Origin of the sequence: Vibrio gallicus (assembly GCF_024346875.1) — a bacterium.
Taxonomy (GTDB): Bacteria; Pseudomonadota; Gammaproteobacteria; order Enterobacterales; family Vibrionaceae; genus Vibrio; species Vibrio gallicus.
In genome coordinates, this window is the sequence record NZ_AP024872.1 from 179,668 (window position 1) to 204,070 (window position 24,403).

At 44.1% G+C, this 24,403-nt stretch carries 23 protein-coding genes; 10 read left to right on the forward strand and 13 right to left on the reverse strand.

Translation table 11 applies throughout. The annotated features are described in order from the left end of the window. Positions 1-156 precede the first annotated feature (156 nt). The 3 genes from OCU28_RS12500 to OCU28_RS12510 all read left to right on the forward strand — a co-directional run bounded on the left by OCU28_RS12500 (position 157) and on the right by OCU28_RS12510 (position 2,025). Positions 157-537, forward strand: a complete 381-nt coding sequence (locus tag OCU28_RS12500; protein WP_261818016.1) for an MAPEG family protein — start codon at positions 157-159, stop codon at positions 535-537. A gap of 10 nt (positions 538-547) precedes the next feature. Beyond that, a complete protein-coding gene (locus tag OCU28_RS12505; RefSeq protein WP_261818017.1) occupies positions 548-1,060 on the forward strand; it encodes a hypothetical protein in 513 nt (170 codons plus the stop codon). A gap of 83 nt (positions 1,061-1,143) precedes the next feature. Continuing rightward, the gene (locus OCU28_RS12510) at positions 1,144-2,025 is read left to right on the forward strand and encodes an alpha/beta hydrolase (protein WP_261818018.1); all 882 of its coding nucleotides are present in this window, start codon (positions 1,144-1,146) and stop codon (positions 2,023-2,025) included. Here OCU28_RS12510 and OCU28_RS12515 read toward each other — a convergent pair. The 3 genes from OCU28_RS12515 to OCU28_RS12525 form a co-directional block, all read right to left on the reverse strand. Further along, positions 1,990-3,174: an NnrS family protein gene (locus OCU28_RS12515; RefSeq protein WP_261818019.1), complete on the reverse strand. Its 1,185-nt coding sequence runs from the start codon at positions 3,172-3,174 to the stop codon at positions 1,990-1,992. The two genes, OCU28_RS12510 and OCU28_RS12515, sit on opposite strands and share 36 nt — an antisense overlap. Positions 3,175-3,314: 140 nt before the next feature. Further along, a complete protein-coding gene (locus OCU28_RS12520) occupies positions 3,315-4,211 on the reverse strand; it encodes a cation transporter (RefSeq protein ID WP_261818020.1) in 897 nt (298 codons plus the stop codon). 172 nt (positions 4,212-4,383) lie between these two features. Then, a complete protein-coding gene (locus OCU28_RS12525; protein ID WP_261818021.1) occupies positions 4,384-5,262 on the reverse strand; it encodes a LysR family transcriptional regulator in 879 nt (292 codons plus the stop codon). Positions 5,263-5,488: 226 nt separating this feature from the next. On the opposite strand from OCU28_RS12525, the gene OCU28_RS12530 reads away from it, so the two are divergent. From OCU28_RS12530 to queE, 3 genes are all read left to right on the forward strand, one after another. Beyond that, complete coding sequence (locus tag OCU28_RS12530; RefSeq protein WP_261818303.1) at positions 5,489-6,067, forward strand: class I SAM-dependent DNA methyltransferase; 579 nt, start codon at positions 5,489-5,491, stop codon at positions 6,065-6,067. A gap of 651 nt (positions 6,068-6,718) precedes the next feature. Continuing rightward, positions 6,719-7,726, forward strand: coding sequence for a porin (locus OCU28_RS12535; protein ID WP_261818022.1), 1,008 nt, complete (start codon positions 6,719-6,721; stop codon positions 7,724-7,726). A gap of 170 nt (positions 7,727-7,896) precedes the next feature. Continuing rightward, complete coding sequence (gene queE, locus OCU28_RS12540; RefSeq protein ID WP_261818023.1) at positions 7,897-8,562, forward strand: 7-carboxy-7-deazaguanine synthase QueE; 666 nt, start codon at positions 7,897-7,899, stop codon at positions 8,560-8,562. A 24-nt stretch (positions 8,563-8,586) separates the two neighbouring features. Here the strand turns inward: queE and OCU28_RS12545 are convergent, their stop codons facing one another. Further along, positions 8,587-9,225, reverse strand: coding sequence for a D-Ala-D-Ala carboxypeptidase family metallohydrolase (locus tag OCU28_RS12545; protein ID WP_261818024.1), 639 nt, complete (start codon positions 9,223-9,225; stop codon positions 8,587-8,589). A gap of 387 nt (positions 9,226-9,612) precedes the next feature. On the opposite strand from OCU28_RS12545, the gene OCU28_RS12550 reads away from it, so the two are divergent. After that, a complete protein-coding gene (locus tag OCU28_RS12550) occupies positions 9,613-10,986 on the forward strand; it encodes an alpha-amylase family protein (RefSeq protein WP_261818025.1) in 1,374 nt (457 codons plus the stop codon). Between the two features lie 284 nt (positions 10,987-11,270). On the opposite strand, the gene rsgA is transcribed toward OCU28_RS12550, so the two are convergent. The 7 genes from rsgA to nhaD all read right to left on the reverse strand — a co-directional run bounded on the left by rsgA (position 11,271) and on the right by nhaD (position 18,041). Next, positions 11,271-12,302: a ribosome small subunit-dependent GTPase A gene (gene rsgA, locus OCU28_RS12555; RefSeq protein ID WP_261818026.1), complete on the reverse strand. Its 1,032-nt coding sequence runs from the start codon at positions 12,300-12,302 to the stop codon at positions 11,271-11,273. Continuing rightward, positions 12,299-12,733 carry a copper chaperone PCu(A)C gene (locus OCU28_RS12560; protein WP_261818027.1) on the reverse strand — a complete coding sequence of 145 codons (435 nt, stop codon included), beginning with the start codon at positions 12,731-12,733 and terminating at the stop codon, positions 12,299-12,301. Before OCU28_RS12560 ends, rsgA begins: the two co-directional genes overlap by 4 nt. Beyond that, positions 12,733-13,335: an SCO family protein gene (locus tag OCU28_RS12565; protein ID WP_261818028.1), complete on the reverse strand. Its 603-nt coding sequence runs from the start codon at positions 13,333-13,335 to the stop codon at positions 12,733-12,735. Before OCU28_RS12565 ends, OCU28_RS12560 begins: the two co-directional genes overlap by 1 nt. Continuing rightward, positions 13,332-13,760: a hypothetical protein gene (locus OCU28_RS12570; protein WP_261818029.1), complete on the reverse strand. Its 429-nt coding sequence runs from the start codon at positions 13,758-13,760 to the stop codon at positions 13,332-13,334. Before OCU28_RS12570 ends, OCU28_RS12565 begins: the two co-directional genes overlap by 4 nt. Further along, positions 13,760-14,671 carry a DUF368 domain-containing protein gene (locus OCU28_RS12575; RefSeq protein ID WP_261818030.1) on the reverse strand — a complete coding sequence of 304 codons (912 nt, stop codon included), beginning with the start codon at positions 14,669-14,671 and terminating at the stop codon, positions 13,760-13,762. Before OCU28_RS12575 ends, OCU28_RS12570 begins: the two co-directional genes overlap by 1 nt. 666 nt (positions 14,672-15,337) lie before the next feature. Further along, complete coding sequence (locus tag OCU28_RS12580; RefSeq protein WP_261818031.1) at positions 15,338-16,459, reverse strand: M20/M25/M40 family metallo-hydrolase; 1,122 nt, start codon at positions 16,457-16,459, stop codon at positions 15,338-15,340. A gap of 145 nt (positions 16,460-16,604) precedes the next feature. Next, positions 16,605-18,041: a sodium:proton antiporter NhaD gene (nhaD, locus tag OCU28_RS12585; protein WP_261818032.1), complete on the reverse strand. Its 1,437-nt coding sequence runs from the start codon at positions 18,039-18,041 to the stop codon at positions 16,605-16,607. Between the two features lie 195 nt (positions 18,042-18,236). Between nhaD and OCU28_RS12590 the strand changes: the two genes are divergently transcribed. The 3 genes from OCU28_RS12590 (at position 18,237) to OCU28_RS12600 (ending at position 22,085) form a co-directional block, all read left to right on the forward strand. Further along, on the forward strand, positions 18,237-18,902 hold the full coding sequence (locus OCU28_RS12590; protein ID WP_261818033.1) for an NAD(P)H-dependent oxidoreductase: 666 nt from the start codon (positions 18,237-18,239) through the stop codon (positions 18,900-18,902). After that, positions 18,899-20,812 (forward strand): monovalent cation:proton antiporter-2 (CPA2) family protein, encoded by a 1,914-nt coding sequence (locus tag OCU28_RS12595; protein WP_261818034.1) that lies wholly within the window; start codon positions 18,899-18,901, stop codon positions 20,810-20,812. The genes OCU28_RS12590 and OCU28_RS12595 overlap by 4 nt, the downstream gene beginning before the upstream one ends. A gap of 91 nt (positions 20,813-20,903) precedes the next feature. Next, a complete protein-coding gene (locus OCU28_RS12600; RefSeq protein ID WP_261818035.1) occupies positions 20,904-22,085 on the forward strand; it encodes an MFS transporter in 1,182 nt (393 codons plus the stop codon). 700 nt (positions 22,086-22,785) lie between these two features. Here the strand turns inward: OCU28_RS12600 and OCU28_RS12605 are convergent. Continuing rightward, entirely contained in the window at positions 22,786-23,916 is a 1,131-nt protein-coding gene (locus tag OCU28_RS12605) for an HlyD family secretion protein (protein WP_261818036.1), read from the reverse strand. Continuing rightward, positions 23,916-24,302: a DUF3302 domain-containing protein gene (locus OCU28_RS12610; RefSeq protein ID WP_261818037.1), complete on the reverse strand. Its 387-nt coding sequence runs from the start codon at positions 24,300-24,302 to the stop codon at positions 23,916-23,918. Before OCU28_RS12610 ends, OCU28_RS12605 begins: the two co-directional genes overlap by 1 nt. Between the last annotated feature and the right edge of the window lie 101 nt (positions 24,303-24,403).

Consider the following 24,403-nt stretch of genomic DNA (forward strand, 5'->3'; position numbering starts at 1 on the left):
TTGAGCCGGGAGCTGTGGGGGACTCGGGCTGCAATTGGTGCATTGTGCTTGTGGAGCGTAGCGGTGAATCGATGTTTCGATGAAGTGCGCCACAGGACCATAGGGCCAAAGAACCACAGAACCGCTTTTCAACTACACTAAAAAGGAATTTAATCTATGGCGACTTCTTTATATGCGGCAATTCTTGCCGGATGGATGCTTTATCTTGCTGCGCAGGTGATCAAGCAGCGGCGTAAGCATCAAATTTCGCTGTTGGATGGAGACGTTGAAGACCTGAAAGTTGCTCGCTCGGCTCATCATAATGCGACTGAGTATATTCCTATCGCGTTGATTTTATTGTATTTAGCGGAATCAAGTGGTTTGCCATGTCTGATGGTTCATTTGTGTGGGATTGCGCTGGTTACAGGGCGTGTACTCCATGCTATTGCGATATTAAATAAGCGCATGAAAGGGCGTTTTTATGGGATGATTCTAACCCTCATCACAATCTCAGTTTTAGCTCTATCTAATATTGCGCTGTATGTGATGAATCTGTAGGCGAGGCATTATGCGCAGATACTGGCCACCTGCATGGCTACTGGTTTTGATAGGATTATTGCTCAATGTGTTGGCTATTTTACTATCTAGCCAAGTTATCGATGATCTAGTGACTAAAAATGTTGGTCTAGCTGAAGCTAGGGATAATAATCAGCGCTCGATCCAATTAGCGTGGAATCGAATTGAAAATCTAGAGCGTAAAAACGAGATTTTGTTACTGACTCTTTCCAATCATACGGTAGCGCAACCGGTACTCGATGAACTAAAAGTGCAAATCGAAACTTGGACTGGAAAGCCTATTCCTAGGGTCAATGTAGATAATTTGCAAACCTTAAGCTTATTGATAGAGCAGCAACAAGATCAGCAGCGGGATATTATTGATGAATATTATTTCGAGAATGTGTCGTTAATGGAGCAGATGCAAGCCAATTCTATTGCAATGAGCCACTACAAAAACATTGCCCTGTTTCTGCAAATATTTGGCTTGGCGCTTATTTTAGCTCGTGATTTGAAGCGAGAGTAACCCATTTCCCGACCTTGCTTGCTACAGACGCTTTACCATGTGCATGTTATGCTACTTCATAATATGCATAGCAAGGGCGTAACATGAGCGACAAGATCTATTTTAACACCTCTCAACGATTTAATTTTAGACGATCCCTTATCAATATTGGTACTCGTGTGCATCATAAAGTAGCGCCGCGACACGCCAGAAATATAGCGCGCAAATTGTTTTTAACACCCGCGCGTACGCCAGGCAAAAATACCATGCCACAGGGGATGCAACTGGATAGCATTTCCTCTGCTCATGGCGAGTTGAAAACCTATCGTTTGGGTGCGGGGCCAGTTTGGGTTTTAAATCATGGCTGGTCAGGCAGTGCAAATCAGTTTTTCCCCTTGATGGAACATATTGCTGAGCAGGGCTTTACTGCATTAGCTTATGACCAACCTGCACATGGTAAAAGTGGTGGTGCTTATGGGCATATACCAGCGTTTGTTGCCGGCCTTGAAACGATTCTAGACAGTGAAAGTGATGTAGTCGGTATTGTCGCGCATAGTATGGGGACTGCCTCTACTATTGAGTGCAAGCACGTTACCGCTCAGCAGGTACCTATGTTATTGATAGCGCCGGTATTAGATTATCTTGAGAATCTGTTTGATAGCGTGCGTCGCTCAGGATATTCGATGAAGCTATTTGAAGAAGTGGTTGAGGAGGTAAGCTGTGAGTATCATTACCCGATTCATACTATTGAACCCTATAACAAGCTTAAACTGCGTCAACCATTGACCCATATCGTGCACGATAAAGACGATAAATTTGCTAAGTTTTCAGTATCTGAAAGGGCGGCTCAGGAAATCGACAAGGTTGATTTAGTCATGACACAAGGATTGGGGCATGGACGGATAATGAAAAGCGCGCCAGTAAAGCAAAGCTTTGACGCGCTAGTAGAATTATCCGGGATGACCGTCAGCTCTCGGTGTAACTAACATTTTACCAAATTTAATCAAATACATACCAAAGCTTAGCATCCACAGTGCGGCAGCTAGATCGAGCAGTTCCATCATATACTGAGGAAAGTATGCGACACCGACTGAGCGAACTAGCGCCGATAATACCAATGCTATAAACGCGATACGCATTTGTGGGCCTTGATAAATATTGCGACCGGTATGCCCCATAGTAACGCGAGCAATCATGGCTAGAATCAAGCCTGCCAATGCACCAATAGCGAAAATGTGCAGTGAATTATGAGACAGCATTGGGTTGCTGGTTAATCCCTTGACTAACAAGTAAGTTGGGATACACGCATACGCAAGATGTAAAGACCAAACTAAAGGCTCACCAAATGTACGATGCGGCTTCCAGCGAGCAAAACGTACTAACTGGAACACACCCGCCCATATAAATAGTGGGGTTTGCAATTGAGCTAAGGTTGCGGGGAAAAAGCTTAGTAGGAACAATAAAACCAAGGGTAAGTTTGCCGCCATATCAAGCCACAATTTAGGCTCTGGCTTATCAAAGTGGAATCGACGTGCGGTAAAGAATGGAATCACGCGCCCACCCATTACTGATAGTAGTAGCATGAACCACCATAACATTGCTTGCCACACGGCACTCGCGCTAAACGGTGCTACGCCTTTGATTGCCGCAAAACTTGCGAAATCAGCAAAAATTGCTAACGCAAACAAGGGGATAAAAAATAAGTTTCTCCAGCCCTTTGATTTAAATACACGAATGCCGACTTCATAGGCGACAGCAAGCAAGAATAGGGCATCAAATACGGCCACTACCCACAATGGAGCGGGGGTCCAAAATAGGATTCTTGGGGCAAGCCACAGTGCCACAACAATTGCGAGGCGAGAGCTTTTAGTGCCGTTAATTCCAGTCCAGTTTTGTACCGCGGTCAGCACGAAACCGGCAACTATTGCCATTGAGAAGCCAAATAGCATCTCATGGGCATGCCACCATAAAGCAGGTGCAGATAGGTGGGTAGGCTGTCCATGTTGGAATGCATATATCCATACTGGAATTGCAATAAAGGCGTAAAGGGCACCGAGTAAAAAGAAGGGACGGAACCCCAGTCGAAGGATAGCTGGAATCGCTTCTTCCTTAGACTTATCTGTAATATTGAGCATGAATAAATCCTAACATGTATTTTAAATGCAACTTTATAGGAGCAAGATGAGTTTTGCAAGCAATCAAGTAAGGATAGCCTAAGAGAAGCGGATCTGTGCTAGGTTGAGGATACAGGAGTGGTGCATATCAATGCGTGAGATTACATTGCGAGGTTCATGTTTACGCGTAGTTTATATGGCAGGATTGCTAATTTGCTGTTTAGCGATGTCCTAGTGTGTTCGATGTCATTGTATCTTAGCTGTTCATCTTCATGAACGATCACATCGATATTGACGCGCAGCTCATTGCCAACCTTAGTGATAGCGGTAACTTGCATATCCATATCCTGAGTTCGATTGGTGCTGGAGACGTGCTGCATAACTTGTTTACAAACGGTCTCATCGGCACTCTTATTAAGCAATTCTTGGACGGCACTTTTCAACATCTCATACGGCACTTTTAAAAAATAGCCTCCCATAATGAGCATCATTATTGGGTCTGCATAGTTAGCATAATGAGCCAGAGGTGATTGAGTCAGTAACCACGCGACCACAAAGCCAACAAGGACAGCCAAACTTATAATAGTATCCATTTTCCATTGGGTAGTTTCTGCATCAATGAGCCCTGAATTTGCGTTTTTATTAAGGTGCACAATGACTCGCCACCCTAGGGCGCACCCGATGACATTAACAATGCCAAATAGGCTCGCAATCGAGGCGTCGATGGTGCGGCCGCCGTGCAACATGGCATCAAATGCTGAATAGAGAGAGGTGATAACAACGGCGAGGATCACGCAGGCCTTAATGGCGATAACTATAGGTTCAAGCGTAGCCAAACCCAATGGATATTTGGCGCAGGATGGCGCCGCTATGAGCTTGGCTGCGATTAACGAAAGCAGGGTTAAGCCAAGGCTTAATAGTGAGTAGATACCATCGAAGAATATGACAATAGATGACAGCCATATCCCGACAGCAATACCCATAACCGCAAAGCCCAGAGCCAGAACGGCAGAGAAATAAAGTATTTTACTTTCTAGGTTGGATGCTGGCTTACTCATATTAAATCTTTTTGCAAAACAATAGATTCATTGTTTGGTAATCCGGGTTGTTACTCAATCATTGATTTATTTGATAGCGGTTGCATATAAGGCTTAATATGTTGCTTTTTAATTAAATCAATGACTTAGCTGTACACGTGACTGTCAACTATATTGACGCTCACTGAGGTGATTAAAAATCAAACAGGTAATCGCTTAGTTGATCACAAAGCCAGCTCATCGCTGGACTCGCCTCCATGCCGGATGCACTAAACATGCAGTAGTCTTCCTGAGTGAGTCCATAGGTGTGTTTAATTACTGACAATTGCTGCTGACGTAATTTGTCGCGGATTAGAGGCTCAGGAAGAACCCCCCAGGCACCTTCGGTATCAATGGTGGCCAAGATATAGTCAAAGCTAGAGAAGCCGATATACTTGCGCGAAAAAGGCTGTAGCTCTGGGTTTTCTTTCTCATTTAGGTAAGCCATGGAGGCTTGAGGTGTATTTCTGAGGTCTTCATCGGACACGCGGCGCGATCGACTTAAAGTATGTCCCGCTTTACATACCGACATCATGCGTATTTTGGCTATGGGGGTGTATAGAATTCTAGGGTCATCCTCGCGTTCGTAATCAACACCGAAGGCAAAGTCAACTTGAGAGGTTTCAACTAGATTGGCAAGGTCTCCACTTGAAGCGAGTACGATATTAAATGAGGTAGCGGGGTATTTATTGTTCAAGCGATGGGACAGTTGTTGCCACACATCATCGGGAATGGAATCGTCACGTGCTATCCACATCTCTGCGTTAAAGTTGCCATGTACGTGCTGACATATCTGCTTGATTCTAGATTCCGCCACCAGTAATGCCTCTGCATCCTTGATAATGGCTTTCCCTGCTTCAGAAAGAGATAGGTTGTTGCCACTTCGAATAAATAACTCTGTTGCTAACTCTTTCTCGAGTGCTTTTATCGCCATACTCAGTTTAGTGCGGTTGCAATCAAGATGTCGAGCTGCCGCAGAAACTGAGTCGAGCCTGGCGACGGTTATAAAGGCTTGTATATGTGCGAGGTTCATTAATGGATTACCTACCACTAAGTCGAATAAGAGCCGACAAAAAAATTGTCAGCGAAAGGTCAGTTTACGCTGGAAATACGGCTTTTGTCGCGATGCACAGTGACAAATTGAGACTTCTGTAACTCAAATCCCAATATCTATTTGTATTGAATGCAATTTTGTATCTTTTTTCATTGAGATTTGCTTTACTACACCATGTAAATAAAGTTTGAGGATAGGATTTCAGATCGTGCACAATTGGGATGAATATGCCGCGGAGTGGGAAAGCAATAAAACCGCCACTCAGTTTTCAGACCTCGTATTTCAAGAGTTGCTAGCGCTTAATAAACTGAGCTCATCTCGAGTTATCGACTTCGGGTGTGGGACGGGTTTATTGAGTGAGCGTATGTCTCCGTTGGCGAGAAATATTGTAGCTCTGGACTCTTCTGAGGCCATGATTGAGGAGTTAGATAAGAAACTCTTAACCAATGTTGAACCGGTAGTTGATAAACTCTCCCGAGGCTTAGCTGCGCAACATCCAGCGTTTCGTGGTCAGTTTGATTTAGTGGTTGCATCTTCTGTTTGTGGTTTTCTAGAAAACTTTAAAGATTCAGCCTTTATCATTCATTCGCTACTTGATAGCGATGGGGTTTTTGTTCATTGGGATTGGCTTGCACAAAATGAAAGCGAAGGCTTGACCCAAGAGAGCGCTCATAAAGCTCTACATGATGCTGGCTTTAGCGATATAGAGTTATCAATACCATTTAGTATCACATTGGAGGACGGCCAGGACGCTCCAGTACTAATGGGTGTTGCCTACAAATAGTCTAGTGCCCAAGTTTAAAGGCTTGGGCTTATTTTACTTACCGCTTCGATCATCAATTCACCTCAATCGCTCTAACTTTCCCTTTCAACGTATCTATCTGCTTGATGCCGGTCATCAACTATTTCATGACTAGGTGCTATTTCACTCTTTATCTTCTATTTAGAGATTAAAGGGGCTTATTTCATATAAATATCTCAGCGCAACCTAGGTGCTTATAGCTTTATGCGCTCACGATAAATCATTAACTGCACTTCATTGAATCTTTAAGATCAGAAATAAAAATCCCCCATAAATACGTACTATCTGCCTTTAAAATAACCTGTTACGTAGATGGAGATTGCCTGATGCTGCGTAGGCAAAGATAAAGCGTAAGCAGTACTAAAATGGATAAATACCCATCATTGAGCCATTAATTTGCTATTACGGGTCTTATTTTGTGATCTATGCCCGATTTAAAGTTGGAATATTAAAAATTCGTTACTACGCTGTAACAAAAGCTGATTTGTAGGACTAGTTGTGAACTCGGTTAATTAGAGGCACATCACCCGTTCTTGATTGCAGAAAGCAATGACAAAATAAATTGGTTTTGCGGTACGAAAATAACAGTGTTCTAAAACACGTTTTTTATACATAGGTAAATGGAAATACATTATGAAAAAAACAGTACTAGCAAGTTTAGTTGCGGCATCAGTAGTAAGCGCCCCAACGTTCGCAGTGGAGCTTTATAATAATGAAGGCTCTACATTCTCTATTGGTGGTCACGTCTCCGCTAATATTAATGGTGAAGAAGATGGTGAAACCGATGTAGGTACCAATTCTCCACGTATTAATTTTAATGCAACTCAAGACATTGGAAATGGCTTTAAAGTTGATGCAAAAGGTGAGTGGCAATTAAACTTTTTAGATGGTGGCGATGAAACGTTCACTACTCGTCTAGGCTATGTTGGTGTAACACATGAGCAATATGGACGCCTTGTAGCGGGTACCCAATGGGCACCATACTATGACGTTGGTGGAATTGCGGATCAACCTATCGTTTATGCCAATGACTTTTTATATGAAAACCACAAGTCATTGGGTACGGCACGTGCAGATAAAATGCTGAGCTACCGTAAAAGTTTTGACCTAGGCGGTTTTGTACTCGCTGGTGGTTTAGGTTGGCAAGGTGATGACGGCGCTGATAACGGTGACCGCGTTCAGGTTGCATTGACCGGTACCTTTGGTGAGTTCCAAGTCGGTTATGCGTTTACTACTGGTAAATATCGCCCTGCAGACGAGGATGCTATGTCTAATATCGTGAGTGCTAAGTACGGCTCTTACGGTGATGGTATCTTTGTTGCTGGTGTATATGCAATGAATGAGTATGTAGATAGCGTAGATAGCGATGTTCTGCCAGGCGTCCGAATTGAAGATTCAACGGGTTATGAACTGATTGGTGCCTACGGACTCGATTTTGGTTTGAATCTAATAGTGAACTATGAAGCACTTGAAGATGATAAACGAAACGAGACCAAATACAGTCAACTTGCTTTTCAAGCTGAGCAGACAATTACCCCTAATTTCATAGGCTATGCAGCATACGAGCTAGACCTTGGTGGTGATGGTGTTTACGGTGATGGCAAAGATAAGTGGACTATAGGTATGCGCTACTACCTATAATATCTGAATAAAGAATATCAAGGCAGAGCGAAAGCTCTGCCTTTTGCGTTTCATCTATACTTGTTTTTGATTGGGGGATTGGATGATTCTTGCTACAATCAGCGCCCAAAATTAATCTGGCATGGATTAGTTTGAAAAACAGACCAATGAAATTGATTAAGAGAGATAGAATGCTTCAAGTAAACGAAATTTTTGAAACAATTCAAGGCGAAGGTTTTTTTACTGGGGTTCCTTCTATCTTTATTCGTTTGCAAGGCTGTCCTGTTGGCTGTGCATGGTGTGACACTAAGCAAACCTGGGAAGTACAACCAGACAAGCAAACCGACTTCGGCACTATTATCGCTAAATCTGGTGATAGTGAATTGTGGTGTCAGCAATCTGAAGCGTCGCTGGTTGCGTACTGTTTAGAAAACTATACCGCGAAGCATGTGGTGATTACCGGTGGAGAGCCATGTCAATACGACCTTGTTCCGTTGACCACATTGCTGGAAGAAAAGGGGTATCGTTGCCAGATTGAAACCAGTGGCACCTTTGATATCCAAGCAACCCCTAGCACTTGGGTAACGGTTTCGCCTAAGATTGGTATGAAAGGTAAGCTGCCAATTAAAGCGCAGCCAATGACGCGCGCTAATGAGGTAAAGCACCCAGTAGCAAAGCAGTCTGACATCGATGATTTAGAGCAACTACTGGTTAATCATCCTGTGACTGATGGTGTTGAAATACTACTGCAACCCATCAGTCAAAAGCCTCGAGCAACGCAATTGTGTATTGATACCTGTATACAAAAAAATTGGCGCTTATCGATTCAAACACACAAGTATTTACAGATAGCGTAAGGTTAATTACAGATAAATGTGGGTTTACCAGTTTCTAAATCCACACGTATCTATATGAAAACGAACACCTGAATAGATCCCCATCCCCATATTATTCTTTCTGCCGACTGCGTTATATATACTCCATAATTTTTTATGGAGCTCACTGCGAGTGATGTTATTAATCGGTACTAAATCAAGAGCACAAAAGCTAAGGTGCTTACTCTTTGTTGCCCCGCCTGAGGTTTGATTGTAATACTGCGTTCTATCTCCAGATACCGGAATAAGAGGGCCTAGCACCGGTTCGACGTGTTGTTGGATGAATTTTACGGTGCGCACCATATTCGGGACCTGCTTTTTGGCCGGAATTGTAAATACTGAAGTGCCATTCATCGCCCAATTGGTACCTTGTAATAATATTAAATGCATAGGCATCGTTTTCATCGGCTCTTCAGTGATACCGGCAGCTTTGAGTTGATCGGCTATTTCCTGTACACGCTTTTGCGCGCCATTCATCAACATCCATCCTCGAAACGCCGCACGCGTCGGTACTTTGTAACCTTTGACGCTGATAACTAGGTCACTGTATTCAATTTCGTTTTCTGACTTATACAACTTCATTAAGTCGTTACTAGAGGCTGAAAAACTAAAACTCACAAGTAATAAGATCAAGAATCGAAACATTCTACTTCTCCCATAAAAGTTTGGGTAAGTATAGGTGTAATATTGTACAAAAGTTAAACGGCATTTCGCTGAAATCGCCTTATTGGTGACAAGTTGGATATCATTTTAAAGTGTCGATTCAATAAATTACCCACTTGTTATTGGTTAAATACACTAATTTGTGGGCTAGTGTTTGAATTATTAATCTGTAAATTAGATGATTTTTAGCGGTTAATCTCGTCTCATCCAGTCGTTCCGCCTTTTATTATTAGTGATGCTGATTTTCTCATCCTTTAATTAAATGTTATGGGGAGGATTTCATATCAGGCATGATTCTTGTAAGTTAATCAGAGGTTTATGATCGATTAAATTAATAAGTGAATAGGTTTAATAATTTAGAGGTGTCTCATGTCAGTTCAGTTTGATTCAAGCGCTTGCACTAGTGATGTGATCCTTCATGCTTTTGATTGGCCGTATTCTATGGTTGCTCAGCAGGCGAAGTATATTGTTGAGCTAGGTTATAAGACGGTGCTTGTGTCACCACCAATGAAAAGTCTAAAGAACGCCAACGGAACCCCTTGGTGGCAACGCTATCAACCTCAAGACTACCGTATCATTGATAACCAGCTAGGTAATACGCTCGACTTTAAACAGATGATGGTTGAGGCCAACAAATGGGGATTGCGGATTTATGTAGATGTTGTATTTAACCATATGGCAAATGAAGCGTATTTAAGGGATGACCTTGAGTACCCAAGCCAACAGGAACGCCAACACTACCAAAGTAATGAATGCTTTTATGAGTCGCTAAAGCTATTTGGCGATCTCTCTGAACCCCTGTTTACTAACAAAGATTTTGTTGATGCGTTTGGTATTGTTGATTGGCAAGATAAATACCAGGTACAAAATGGTCGTATCACTGGTGGCCCAGATGACCCAGGGCTTCCAACCTTAAAAGAGAGTGATTACGTCACCGCTCAGCAAAAGAATTATCTAAGAGCACTGAAGCAACTCGGCGTAAAAGGTTTTCGTATTGATGCGGCGAAACATATTAGTATCGAGCAAATCTGTAAGGTGTGGACTCCAGAGATTACTGAGGGAGTGCACATTTTTGGTGAAATCATTACCGATGGTGGGGCAACGAAACAAGAGTATGAGCTGTTTTTAAAACCCTACTTAAGCAAAACTCAGCTGGCTGCCTATGATTTTCCGTTATTTAATACGGTGTTTAAGGCATTTCAAGATAAAGGGCGCATGTCCTCGCTAAGCGATCCTTATAGCTTAGGTGAGGCGCTAAGGCGAAAGCGTGCCATTACCTTTGCGATTACGCACGATATTCCAAATAACGATGCCTTTAAAGGGCTGATTATGCCTGAAGAATATGAATGGCTCGCGTATTGCTATGTTTTATGCCGAGATGGTGGTGTGCCGTTAGTGTATACGGACTTAAATACCAGTGGCATACAAACTCACACTGGGCAACCGCGTTGGGTAAATTCATGGCAAGACCCTAGAATGAAGAGCTTAATAGCGTTCCATAATCGAGTTCATGGCAGCCGTATGCTCGTTTTAGAGGTAAGCGATGAGCATTTAGTCTTCCAACGTGGTGAGCTTGGAGTCGTTGCTATAAATAAATCTGATAAGCCCAAGTTAGTGACAACTCAATGGAGCTACCCGATGCGAGATATTGCATCGGGATTGGAATATACCCTTCAAGATGAAGAACTGAATATAACGATACCAGCGAAAGGGTATGTCTGTTTGGTGAGGAGTGATGGATGAGGGGGGGGGGAGAGCGGTTCTGTGGTGCTGTGGTTCTATGATCCTATGGGGTACATCATCGCTACATCGCCACACCCTTCAAAATCGTCATCCCCGCGCAGGCGGGGATCTGTAGTCTCGGGTACCTAATTGGGTGTGTTGCTTCACGTGGATTGTGAAGGACTACAGATCCCGGCTTAAAAGACTACCGGGATGGGGGGGAGAGCGGTTCTGTGGTGCTGTGGTTCTATGATCCTATGGGGTACATCATCGCTCATCGCCACACCGATACACCGATACGCTCCTCACTTATTCTTACGTGAACGAGCGTCGTTTTGGTGTGATTTATACATTTTTCCGAGTTGCTTATCGTGTGAGCGCAATTCGGCTAAGGTTGCGCTGTTGCGAGCTTGTTCGCGTTGTAATTTAAGGTAATTATTGAGTCTGCGAGTGTCTAAGTCGCCGCTATCGAGTGCTGTTTGAATCGCACAGCCGGGTTCTCCTTGGTGTGAGCAATCCGAAAAGCGACATTGTTGGGCAAGTGTTTCGATATCCGAGAAGGTTTCACTTATTCCTTGGGAGACATTTGCTAACTGTAATTCGCGCATACCTGGGGTATCTAGTAATACCGCGCCACTTGGCATGCTGAGCAGGGTACGGCCGGTCGTTGTGTGGCGGCCTTTGCTGTCGTCGTCTCGAATCGAGCCAGTTTTTTGAGCGGACTCTCCTAACAAAGAGTTTACTAGTGTTGATTTGCCTACGCCTGAAGAGCCCATAAAGGCGACGGTTTTGCCAGTGTTACACCATGGTAGTAAACGGGCAACACTGGTTTCGTTTAGAGCGTTGACCATTTCGACCATTAACATTGGGTCTAATGCCTGAACTTGAGCTTTGAGAAGCTCCCCATCGTTACAGAGGTCTTGCTTGGTTAAAACAATAACAGGCTCAACTTGAGACTCATTAGCTAGTGCAAGATAGCGTTCGACGCGACTTAAATTAAAGTCATCATTGAGCGACATAACGATAAATACGGTATCGATATTAGCGGCAATATATTGCTCTGCAACCTTACTCCCAGCGGCTTTGCGCGAGAATAATGAGGTTCTCTCTAATAGTCGTGAAAATGTATTGTCAGCGGTTAATATTACCCAATCACCAACTGTCATTGCCGGTAACGATTCATGGATTGGCAGTTGAATTGTATCGGTTTCAGTTTGTACGACATAACCCGAGCGATGGTGAGCGCTAATTCGAGCAATTTTGTTTTGTTCGTAATCCTCAAGGGCTAGCTGTTGTTGAAAAAAAGGCTGCCAGCCCAAAGTTACCGGAGGTATCATTTATGCATTACCATTTTTTTAACAGGTACAGATAAGTTTATTACACGTCCACTGTCCAAAGTTAAGCTTAGTGGAATTATCATGCCTTCAGTAAGTGGCTGTTTAAGGTCAAATAGCATCACATGTAAGCCATGTGGTTTAAGCTGTGTGCTTTTGCCAGCAGGGATGGCAATGCTTTTCACTTGACGCATTTTCATGATGCCATTTTCTTTAAGATGGGTGTGCAGTTCTGTAATACCTGCCGCTTCAGTACTAGCAGATATAAGGTTTCTGTCGGTCTTTGTTGGGTTGGACAAGGTTAGGAATATCGCGCTGGTAGTGGCGGTTGGTGGCGTTTCTTTAGCCCAAGCATGGGAGACTTCTACAACTGAGCTTGACCAAGCAAGAGGAGAGAGTAGGCACAGTAGAAGTGTGATAAAACGAGTTTTCATTATAAGGTCTCACTGGTGATTTGATTTATGGTTTTTATGAGAGGTGCAGGTGAAAGGGTGTGTTGCACCTTGGTAATTTCAGTCCCATCAGGAGCTAGAAAATAGAAATAAGAGTTGTGGTCAACGGTATATTCGAGGGCAGAATCTTGAAGTTCACTGCGTATATAGACCACACCATAGCGGTTGGCTAGGGTTTCGAGAGTCGCAGGATCTGTGGAGTAGCCTTCAAAGTTTGGATGGAAATATTGCGCATAGGTGTTGGTATCATCCCCTGAATCTCTTTCTGGATCTAAGGTAATCAGGATGGGACGGATTTTATTAAGCGTATTGTCATCAACTTGATTTAACGCCGCTGCTAACATGGCTAGTGAAGTAGGGCATACATCAGGGCAGCGTGTAAAACCGAAGTAAACCACGTTCACTCTAGGATCCGTTGAGTCAAACAATGGAAATTGCTGGTTTCCCTCGCCACTTACCATAGGGTAGTGAGAGGATAATTCAGTTTGTTGATTGGCCACTTGTTGTTGATTGTCCAAATAGGATTTTAATCCGTATCCAAGTACAAAGGCGACAACCAGAACTAGTGACCAAGCTTTACTCATTTTTCCATCCTAACTAACAGCGGTATTGACTGTGGTGTATCAGGTGCGCTCACCTTTCCTATCCAAGTCATTTTTTCACTGTGACAAGCAGGTAACAATAGACTACCGGTAAACTTGTTGCCGTGGTCACGTTGTAATACAAATTTTGCGACACCCATGTGCATTTCTTTCCCTTCAAGCTCTACTAGGAGTGTATCTGAAGCTTGGTTAGGCCAATCAATATTAATCGCGGTAGGTTGCATGGCTTTGGCGACATCACTATCCATTTTTATAGTTACACCATTATTCTGACACCCTGAGATTGAAGCCTCACAATAGGTGATTTGTTGCGGAGCAGGTTTTATGGCCTCAATGATGTCATGAGAAAAGAAACCCAAGGTTAAAGCTGCAATCAGCACAGGGATTTTAATTATTTTGTTTTTCATTAGTGCTTTCCAAATCTTTCAAGGGTAAGTACTAACCCAATCGCAAGCAACATCATAGCAATCGCAAGGGGTAGCTGTGATGAAGTATGAAATAGTGACTCAAAGGCGCTAGGCGTTAGATTATGCTGTAGCAGTGGCACCTGTTCTCCACTGGAATTAGTGCGCCAAGTTATGGTCTCTTTCCATGGCCAAATTTTCGGTAACGTTCCAAGCATAAGACCGACCAAAAACATAAAGGTCATATCTCTATAGCGTTTTAGTAGCCATGAGAGAAGATGTGAGAAGCTCAATAAGCCTGCGATACAACCGAACATAAATAACGCGAGAGTATTGATCTGAAATCCTTTCACTGCGGCTAAAACAGGTGCATACATCCCAATTAATAGCAGTATAAAGCTGCCAGAAATGCCGGGTAGAATCATGGCACAAATGGCTATCGCGCCTGCCATAACGATATTTACGCCGGTAGGTTCAAGGTGTAGGGGATTAAGCACGGTGATCATGAAGGCTATCCCAATACCTATCAATAGGCTGCTCCATTTTAGTATCGAAAAAGAGGTGATCTGCTTTAGCATATGCCACACCGAAACCAAAATTAGGCCGAAGAAAAATGACCACAATGGAACGGGATGGGTAACCAGCAGCCAAGAGATTAGCTTTGCTAGGGTTAGAATGCTGGTGAAAATCCCAGCAAACAGGCTAATTAAAAACAAGCCATTAATATGTGCAAATGCCCCCTTTATCCCTTGATTTCTCAAGATACCAATCAAGCTGGGATTAATGCGTCGAATGCTTTCAAGTAAGGTGTCATAAACGCCGGTAATAAAGGCAATCGTACCCCCAGATACTCCGGGTACAACGTCAGCGGCTCCCATCGCCATGCCTTTAAGGAAATTTGTAAAATAATTCATTGGGTTACCGGTTAGAAATTAATTACGGCTATTGTATGGGATTATGATAATGAGCTAAACCACTGCTAAACAAATTTATGATGTTTTTTGACAAGTGTTGTGGTGGTTTTAAGGGCGGTGCTGTGGCTCTATGGATTGAAGAGCGTAGCGATGAATCGATGTTTCGATGATGCGCCCCAAAGGACCATAGGGTCATAGGACCACAGAACCGGTTCCCCCCCGTTGTTTTAAGCCGGGATCTGTTGGGACTCGGGCTTCAATTGGTGCAATGCACTTGATTGGTTTTTGAGAGACTACAGATCCCCGCCTGCGCGGGGATGACGTTTTTAGGGCGGTGCTGTGGCTCTATGGCCCTGTGGTTCTATGGATTGAAGAGCGTAGCGATGAATCGATGTTTCGATGATGTGCGCTACAGGGCCATAGGATCATAGGACCACAGAACCGATTCACCCCCGTTGTTTTAAGCCGGGAGCTGTTGGGACTCGGGCTTCAATTGGTGCAATGCACTTGATTGGTTTTTGAGAGACTACAGATCCCCGCCTGTGCGGGGACGACGTTTTTACGGCGGTGCTGTGGCTCTATGGCCCTATGGATTGAAGAGCGTAGCGATGAATCGATGTTTCGATGATGCGCCCCAAAGGACCATAGGACCACAGAACCACAGGATCACAGAACCACAGAACCGCTTCTCAAATAACACACTAAAAATTCGCTGACTTTTTGCATATCTTCAATGGCGATAAATTCTTCGGTGGTGTGCACTTTGGACATACCGGTTGAAACGTTGGCAATGGTTAATCCTTTTTCTGAGAATACGTTGGCGTCGCTTCCGCCACCGGTAGCGGCTAATCGAGGTTCAATATCAAGGTCGGTGAAGGCTTGCTGCATTGCGACAATATGTGGGTGTGAGCAATCTAGCTGGAATGGGTTGTAAGCACGACTTGTCTCAATGGAGATCTCTGCGCCGTGTTTCTCTGCCGCTGCTTCGAACGTTTCAACCATATGGGCAACCTGTATCGCGAGTTTTTGTTCGTCGATAGAACGCGCTTCTGCCTCTAAATAGAGTGTTGGCATTACCACGTTTGTTGCATGGCCGCCTTTTACAATACCGATATTGGCAGTCGTTTCACTATCAATGCGCGATAGCTTCATGTTGCTGATAGCGTCAGCTGCAACGGTTAATGCATTAATGCCTTGCTCGGGTGCAAGTCCTGCATGGGCCGGCTTACCTGTAATGTTAACCTTAATGTTTTGCTGTCCAGGTGCGACGGTAATAATGGTACCGATCGGACCGCCAGTATCGAGCACGATACCATTGCGTGATTCAATCTTATTGATATCGAACTGTTTTGAGCCACGTAGTCCGCCTTCTTCGAATACGGTGAAGGCAATTTCGATAGTTTTGTGCTCAATATTTTGCTGTTGAATGGTTTTCACAGCTTCGATAATTGCGGCAATACCTGACTTATCGTCGCCTCCAAGGATGGTATCGCCGGCAGAGCGAATGATACCGTTCTCGATGATAGGCTCGATAGCCTTGCCTGGTGCAACGGTATCCATATGACAGCTTAATACGACACTGTCGTCCAGTTTACCTTGCAGTTTGGCATAAATATTGAAACCGTTAGATAGGTTTTCAGGAACGGCTAGACGCTCAACATCAAAGCCTAATTGCTGAAGTTGAGATTCAATTTCGATAGCAACTTCGAGTTCGTTACCGGATTCACTGTCGATCTTAATCAATTTAATAAAGTTGTCGACGAGTCGGTTTGAATTAACATGCATCATGGGAATGGCTCTTTTTTAGTTATGTGTAATTAGTTACCCATATTGCGTGCTACTCATTTATGACGCAGATCAAAATGAGAACTGATTGCGTCTTTGCCTGCTTAAAATTGCGAGGTAAAGACGCGATCTAGTGGCTAATTACTCTCTAAAATAGATGTCCATTTATTGCGAGGTGAGTTGCGATACTGGCTGCATAGCCTAAAGCAATAATCGGCATCCACTTTAAGTGGCCAAAAAAAGTATACTTTCCATGAGCTGCGCCCATCAGCGCTACCCCTGCCGCAGAGCCAATTGAGAGTAAACTGCCTCCAACGCCAGCGGTAAGTGTCACCAATAACCAATTGCCCATTGTTAGGTCAGGTTGCATGGTTAAAATAGCAAACATTACTGGAATATTATCGACTATGGCGGACAGCACACCCACCGCGACATTAGCCCACACCGGATCCCACTGGGTGTACATGATTTCAGAGACCATACCCAGGTACCCCAGAAGGCTTAAACCTCCCACACACATAACAACGCCATAAAAGAATAATAAGGTATCCCATTCGGCGTGGGATACTCGGCGAAACACATCGAAAGGAACCACAGAACCTAAACGATGCAGGGCAGCCTCATCATGATTTGCTTGAGCCAATGCACGCTTACGCTCTAGAGAACGAGGAAGTGATTTCTTGAGATAGAACCCAAAGAATTGCAAATAGGCTAGGCCCATCATCATTCCGATAACCGGAGGGAAATGGAATAGAGCGTGGAAACCCACGGCAGTAATTATCGTGAATATAAACAGAACAATAATACGTTTCGCACCACGCTTTAACTCGACGTGTTCGTTGACGGTATTGGGCTGCTCTTTGGGAACAAACCAAGCCATGATAAATGCAGGAATAATGTAATTCACCACTGATGGCACGAATAGGGTTAAAAAGTCGCCGAAAGCAACATGTCCGGCTTGCCAAACCATGAGGGTGGTTATGTCCCCAAAGGGACTAAATGCGCCACCTGCATTTGCTGCAACTACGATGTTAACGCAGGCGATATTAATGAATTTTAGGTTACTCCCTCCTACCTTCATCACTACGGCACACATCAATAATGCTGTGGTTAGGTTGTCTGCGATAGGGGATATAAAGAAGGATAGGATACCGGTAATCCAAAATAGGCTTCGCAGATTAAACCCTTTACTTACCATCCATGCACGCAATGCATCGAATAAACGCCGCTCTTCCATCGCATTGATATAGGTCATTGCGACCAGCAAGAACAAAAGCAGTTCTGAATACTCTAGCAGGTTGTGGTCCAGCGCAGTTTTCGCTTGCTCAATCTCGCCTAAGCGCAAAAAGGTAAAGCCAATCAGAATCCAAATAAGCCCAGCGGCCAGTAGTACTGGCTTGGATTTTTTGAGTTTTAGCTGTTCTTCCCCCATAACCAAGCCGTAGGCGAGGGCAAAGATAATAAGGCAGGCATACCCGACACCAGACTGGGTAAGGTCGGGTAGTGTACCCGGTAATGATGTACTAGCTAAAATAGAGCTAGAGAATAGGCCAAGGCATACACCTAATACATGTATGGGTTTCATCGCGACTCCTTGCGATTGAGAGAGTAATATTCCAACCGCTATAGCTTAATCGTTATGCAACTAGGTTAACTTGAATTGGATCACTGTTTCGAATGTCGTTGCTGGTTTGTTTTTGCCTTGCAATCAATGTGGCGTAAACGGTTGAGAAGTCTATAATTTGTGGGTGTTTTTTGAATACTTTTTATAGGAAATATTATGGGGTCACTCGATACCGCTATAGCATCAGCGACTGTGCAAGATAGGGTGGATAAAAAGGTATTAATATTATTTGCTCATCCATCTCAGAGACGCTCTGAGGTGAATGTCGAGATGTTTCAGGCCGCTAAAAAGGTCGCTGGTGTTACCTGTGTTGACCTGTATGCAGATTATCCAAGACATAATATTAATATCAATATTGAACAACAACGACTGCTTGACCACGATGTCGTTGTGTTTCAATTTCCTTTGTATTGGTATTCAACGCCATCCATTATGAAAGAGTGGCAAGACCTAGTCTTAGAGTATGGCTTTGCTTATGGTACAGACGGGACGGCATTGCATGGTAAAACCTTCTTAACTGCGCTCACCGCTGGTGGACGTGAGGCTGCCTACCAAACGGATGGCTACAATCATTATTCGATTCGAGAGTTACTGCATCCAATAGAGCAAACGGTCAATTTAATCGGTATGGATTATCTTCCTCCATATGCACTATTTGGTTCTCGAAGTGCAGTCGAGGAAGGGCGTATTGAGCAGCATGTTAATGGTTACGTAGAGCTGTTACAGGCATTGGTGTCAGATAAGGTGGACATTAAGCAAGCCTCTGTATTGCCACAGATTAGTGGCAACCTTTCTAGTGTGATTGTAGGAGAGCGTGCATGACTGGTTATTTTTTACAGGCATTTATTTATCTGATTGCGGCGGTTATTGCTGTTCCAATCGCAAAACGCTTAGGTCTTGGTTCGGTGTTGGGTTACTTGATTGCAGGTGTCATCATAGGTCCGGTTACTGGATTTGTGGGCAGTGAGACTACTACCATTCAGCATTTCGCTGAGTTTGGCGTCGTAATGATGCTGTTTTTAGTGGGGCTTGAGCTAGAGCCTAAGATGCTTTGGGGGATGCGCAATCGATTGATTGGGCTAGGTGGATTGCAAGTTGGTGTTAGTGCTGCGATTGTGATGGGGATCTGCCTATTGCTTGGTTTGCAGTGGTCTATTGCGCTGGCGATAGGGCTTATTTTCTCACTGTCATCAACGGCTATTGTTCTGCAAACCTTCAATGAGAAGGGGTTGACCAAAACAGAAGGGGGCAAAAATGCCTTTTCGGTTCTGCTTTTCCAAGATATTGCTGTAATTCCTATGCTTGCTTTTATTCCTTTGCTGGCTCTTCCCGAGTTAGTTGAGAAAGCTAAGTATGTCGTAACGCAAGCGGCAGATCATCATGAGCAGCTGAGCTTAGTTGCGGGCTTACCCGGCTGGGCGTATGGGTTGGTGATTACTGCTTCAATCGCGATAGTGGTTGTAGGGGGACATTTCCTAAGTCGGCCTTTGTTTCGATTTGTTGCCGCATCGGGTCTTAGAGAAATTTTTACCGCAACTGCACTTATGTTGGTTATCGGTATCGCGGCTTTGATGAGTTTAGTTGGGTTATCGCCAGCATTAGGTACATTCTTGGCCGGTGTGGTTCTGGCAAACTCAGAGTTTCGCCACGAACTCGAATCCAATATTGAGCCGTTCAAAGGCTTGTTGTTGGGGCTGTTTTTTATCACCGTAGGGGCGGGCATCGATTTTTCGGTTTTGATTACCGATTTCTCGTCGATTATTGCGATGACTCTAGGCTTGATGCTACTTAAAGGCGCGGTGCTCTATGGTTTGGGTCTTATTTTTAAGATACGTGGTTGCAATCGCTGGTTGTTTGCCTTGAGTTTGGCGCAAGCTGGGGAGTTTGGCTTCGTGTTGCTGAGTTTCACAGTGCAAAATCATGTTATTCCTGCTGATATGGCAACCCATCTAAGCTTAGTAGTTGCGTTATCTATGTTTTTAACCCCCGGTTTGTTTATCTTCTATGATAAGGTCATCAAGCCTAAATATGAGCAGAAATCAAACGAACAGCAGCAAGATGAAATAGAAGAAACCGGTACGGTTATTATCGCTGGCGTGGGGCGTTTTGGGCAGATAGTCAATCGACTACTGGTTAGCAACGGCGTTCCAACTGTGGTGCTAGATTATCAAGCTACTCAAGTTGCTAACCTTAGGCGGGTGGGAACCAAGACCTATTTCGGTGATGCAACCAAACCGGATATGCTGCATACAGCTGGGATCGAGGGGGCTAAGGCGCTGGTTATAGCGATTGATAACCAAGAGGCTACTACGGAATTGGTGAAGTATGTTAAGCATACTTATCCGCATGTGAAAGTGATGGCTCGCGCATTTGACCGAGGGCATTTTTATCTGCTTCGTCAGGCAGGAGCGGACCACATAGAAAGTGAAACCTTTCATTCCGCCCTTGAGCTTGGTACGCAAACCCTACGCTGTATGGGATTTCATCCCTTTCAGATTGAGCAACAACGTCACGCTTATATCCAGATAGAGAAAGAAAGTTCGAATGACCTCTATCATGCTTGGTTAGATCACTCGGAAGAAGAGCGTTATGACAATAACTTCATCAAGTTGTTTATCGAGTTAGAAGATAAAGTTCGCAATATGATGAATAGCGATCGCTCTGATAAGCATGACAAAGGAGAGCGAGGCTGGACTCCTCCTCCCAAAGGGTATTCAGATAATCTCGAATAGAGAGCTGATTCCCGATACAACATAATATATGCCCAAGTTGTTATATAGATTAATAGCTTGGGCATTAGTTTATATTAACGAAGGTAAACCAATGAAACATGGTGCAAAGTCGTGGCAAACACCACAGAACTTCTTATTGCTGATCTCAATCATAGTGCCGGTGGCATTTTCTAGTTGGATGGCTTTGCTGAACAACTTTGTGGTTGAACGTGCCAACTTTGATGGAGCCGATATTGGTTTATTACAAAGCGTTCGAGAGATACCCGGTTTTCTAGCGTTTACCGTGGTGTTTGTACTGCTGTTTATACGTGAGCAGCGCTTTATGTTGGTGTCTTTGTTCTTATTGGGGATGGGGACATTTTTAACCGGATTCTTCCCTAGCTTGACTGGGCTTTTGGTGACGACACTTATTATGTCGACAGGCTTTCATTACTTTGAAACGTTAAAGCAATCCCTATCGCTACAATGGCTTTCTAAACAAGAAGCCCCCGAGATGCTAGGAAAGATGATTTCAGTGGGCGCGTTAGCATCACTAATTACTTATGGTGCATTGTGGGTCATGCTAGAGAAGCTCAAGCTTGATTATATCTACATTTATGCCATCACGGGTGGTGTTGCCATGGTATTAGTTGGAGTGATGGCGGTAAGCTTCCCTCAATTTCAGACCAAAACGACGCAAAGTAAAAAACTGGTACTACGTAAGCGTTATTGGCTGTATTACGCGTTAACCTTTATGAGTGGAGCAAGGCGCCAGATCTTTACCGTCTTTGCTGGGTTCTTGATGGTTGAGCATTTTGGCTACAGCGCCGCGGACATTACACTGCTATTTTTGATTAACTATGCCTTTAATTTTTTGTTTGCTAAACGTATTGGTCGCTTTATTGGCGTTGTAGGTGAACGCAGAGCGTTAATGTTTGAGTACACAGGATTAATTGTTGTATTTTTAGGTTATGCCTTTGTCGAAAATGCGCATCTTGCCGCAGGCTTATACGTGATTGACCATCTATTTTTCGCTCTAGCTTTAGCGGTAAAAACCTACTTTCAAAAGATTGCAGACCCTTCAGATATGGCCTCAACAGCCGGAGTAAGCTTCACCATAAATCACATTGCAGCTATCATTATCCCAGTCACATTTGGGGTAATTTGGCTCAGCTCGCCTGGATTAGTGTTTATTATTGGTGCGGTGATGGCGGGCGTATCGCTAATATTGTCGTTGAATGTACCAAGAAAGCCGGCCTCGGGTAATGAGGTTCGAGTCTTGAATTGGGGGTAGTGGATTTGTGGTTCTATGGATTGAAGAGCGTAGCGATGAATCGATGTTTCGATGATGTATCCCACAGGGCCAAAGGACCATAGGACCACAGAACCGGTTCACCCCCGCCTTTGCGGGGATGACGTTTTTAGGGCGGTGCTGTGGCTCTATGGCCCTGTGGTTCTATGGATTGAAGAGCGTAGCGGTGAATCGATGTTTCGATGATGTATCCCACAGGGCCAAAGGACCATAGGACCACAGAACCGGTTCACCCCCGCCTTTGCGGGGATGACGTTTTTAGGGCGGTGCTGTGGCTCTATGGCCCTGTGGTTCTATGGATTGAAGAGCGTAGCGGTGAATCGATGTTTCGATGATGTATCCCACAGGGCCAAAGGACCATAGGACCACAGAACCGGTTCACCCCCGCCTTTGCGGGGATGACGTTTTTAGGGCGGTGCTGTGGCTCTATGGCCCTGTGGTTCTATGGATTGAAGAGCGTAGCGGTGAATCGATGTTTCGATGATGTATCCCACAGGGCCAAAGGACCATAGGACCACAGAACCGGTTCACCCCCGCCTTTGCGGGGATGACGTTTTTAGGGCGGTGCTGTGGCTCTATGGCCCTGTGGTTCTATGGATTGAAGAGCGTATCGATGAATCGATGTTTCGATGATGTGCGCCACAGGGCCAAAGGACCATAGAACCACAGAACCGCTTCTCCCCTAATGATCCAAGTATAAATAGTTTTGCCAGCTTTTCATGCGTATCAATATTTTGCGCATGATTGATACATGGTGGAAACTATCAGAGTAGACCGCAACTTCTACAGCCGTGCCCAATGGTAATCCGTACTGTTTTAGGTCTTCTTTGATGCGTAGCTTTACTAAAGCTCTACCTTGAGTATTGATGGCATTGGTGCCTATGAGCCTACCTGAGGTTTGCACTTGTCCTTCCGCCATTGCCGGTATCACGTTGACGACTTCTCCTGTAAATACTTTACCCGGTAAACTGCGGAATAAGAATTCCGCCTCGAAGCCCGGTTTGAGGCGTTGGAGTGAGTTTTGACGGAATGCGCCTATGTAATAGTATTCTTCAGCATGAATGAACACCATTGCAGGGGCGATGGGTATTGGAACTGCCATTTGCCCTGGACGTAAAATCAGTTGGGTTACGTAACCATCTGTTGGGGCTCTAATAATGGTCTCATCGAGATTGAATTGAGCTTGGGCAACTTCAGCTTGTAGCCTAGCAACGGTGGTATTTTCACCATCTATTTCAGACTCATAAGCTAAGCGCGCACTATTTTGTTGTGCGATTTTAGCTTCAAGATCGGCGTTAGCACCTTTAAGGTTTTGACGACGAGTATCAACTTGCTGTGCGGTGAAAGCACCTTTTTTATAACCAGTATAGTAGCGGTTAAACTCTCTTTTTACTCTATCGCGTTCAGCCTGAGAGCGGATTACATCTGATTGTGCGGCTTTGTATGCTGATTCAAGTTGAAATACCGCTTGCTTTGCAGCTGCGAGATCTGCTTGTTTGCGCATTAATTCAGACTTGTAAGGTGCTGACTCAATGGTAAACAGTGGGTCGCCTTGGCGAATAAAGACATCCGGTTTTACATTAACCTCAGTGACTCGTCCTTTAACCGTAGGAACAATTGGGGTTGTGTTATAGATCTGTCCGCCGATTTGAGTGAAAGGGTGGTTGTAGTTCATCAATAGAATCAATGTTCCTATTAAAACTATGCCCCCTAGTACTGCGGTAGGAACACTCCATTTATTGAGTGGTATCTTAAATATTTTGAATATCGCGACGCAGATTGCGGTGTAAGTCAGTATTAGTAGTAAATCCATTACGCCTCTCCCTCGCTTTCTGCAGTCTTACCTTGGTTCTTTGGCACACTTTGCGATTGCTGAAGTTTTGCCACTTGATGAGATAGATCCAGAACCTTTTGATTTAATTGTGTAATATCATGATGAAGATCGGATTGCTCTTTTTGGATTTGATTCATTCCCCATCCGCGATCTTCGCGCCAAAGGGTTGCCCAGATCCAAAGAAATGGCCATAAAGCGTGTAGAGTAAATAGGCTTATCCAACCGGTGACATGGATTGCATCTTGATGAGGGTGATTGCGTTTTTTAGCAATTTCATACGGGATATCATGAATTACTATGATCCCATAGAATATAACAAGAGCAACGAATACTAGAAGCCCAAGTGCGACATAATCGAGAAACATACTCCATCCTTGTTCATGTTTTTTCGAGTAGTTTGATTGTCATTCTTTCCATGTTCCATTACAACCATTTTATTGAATTTTAACAAAAATAACCAAATTAT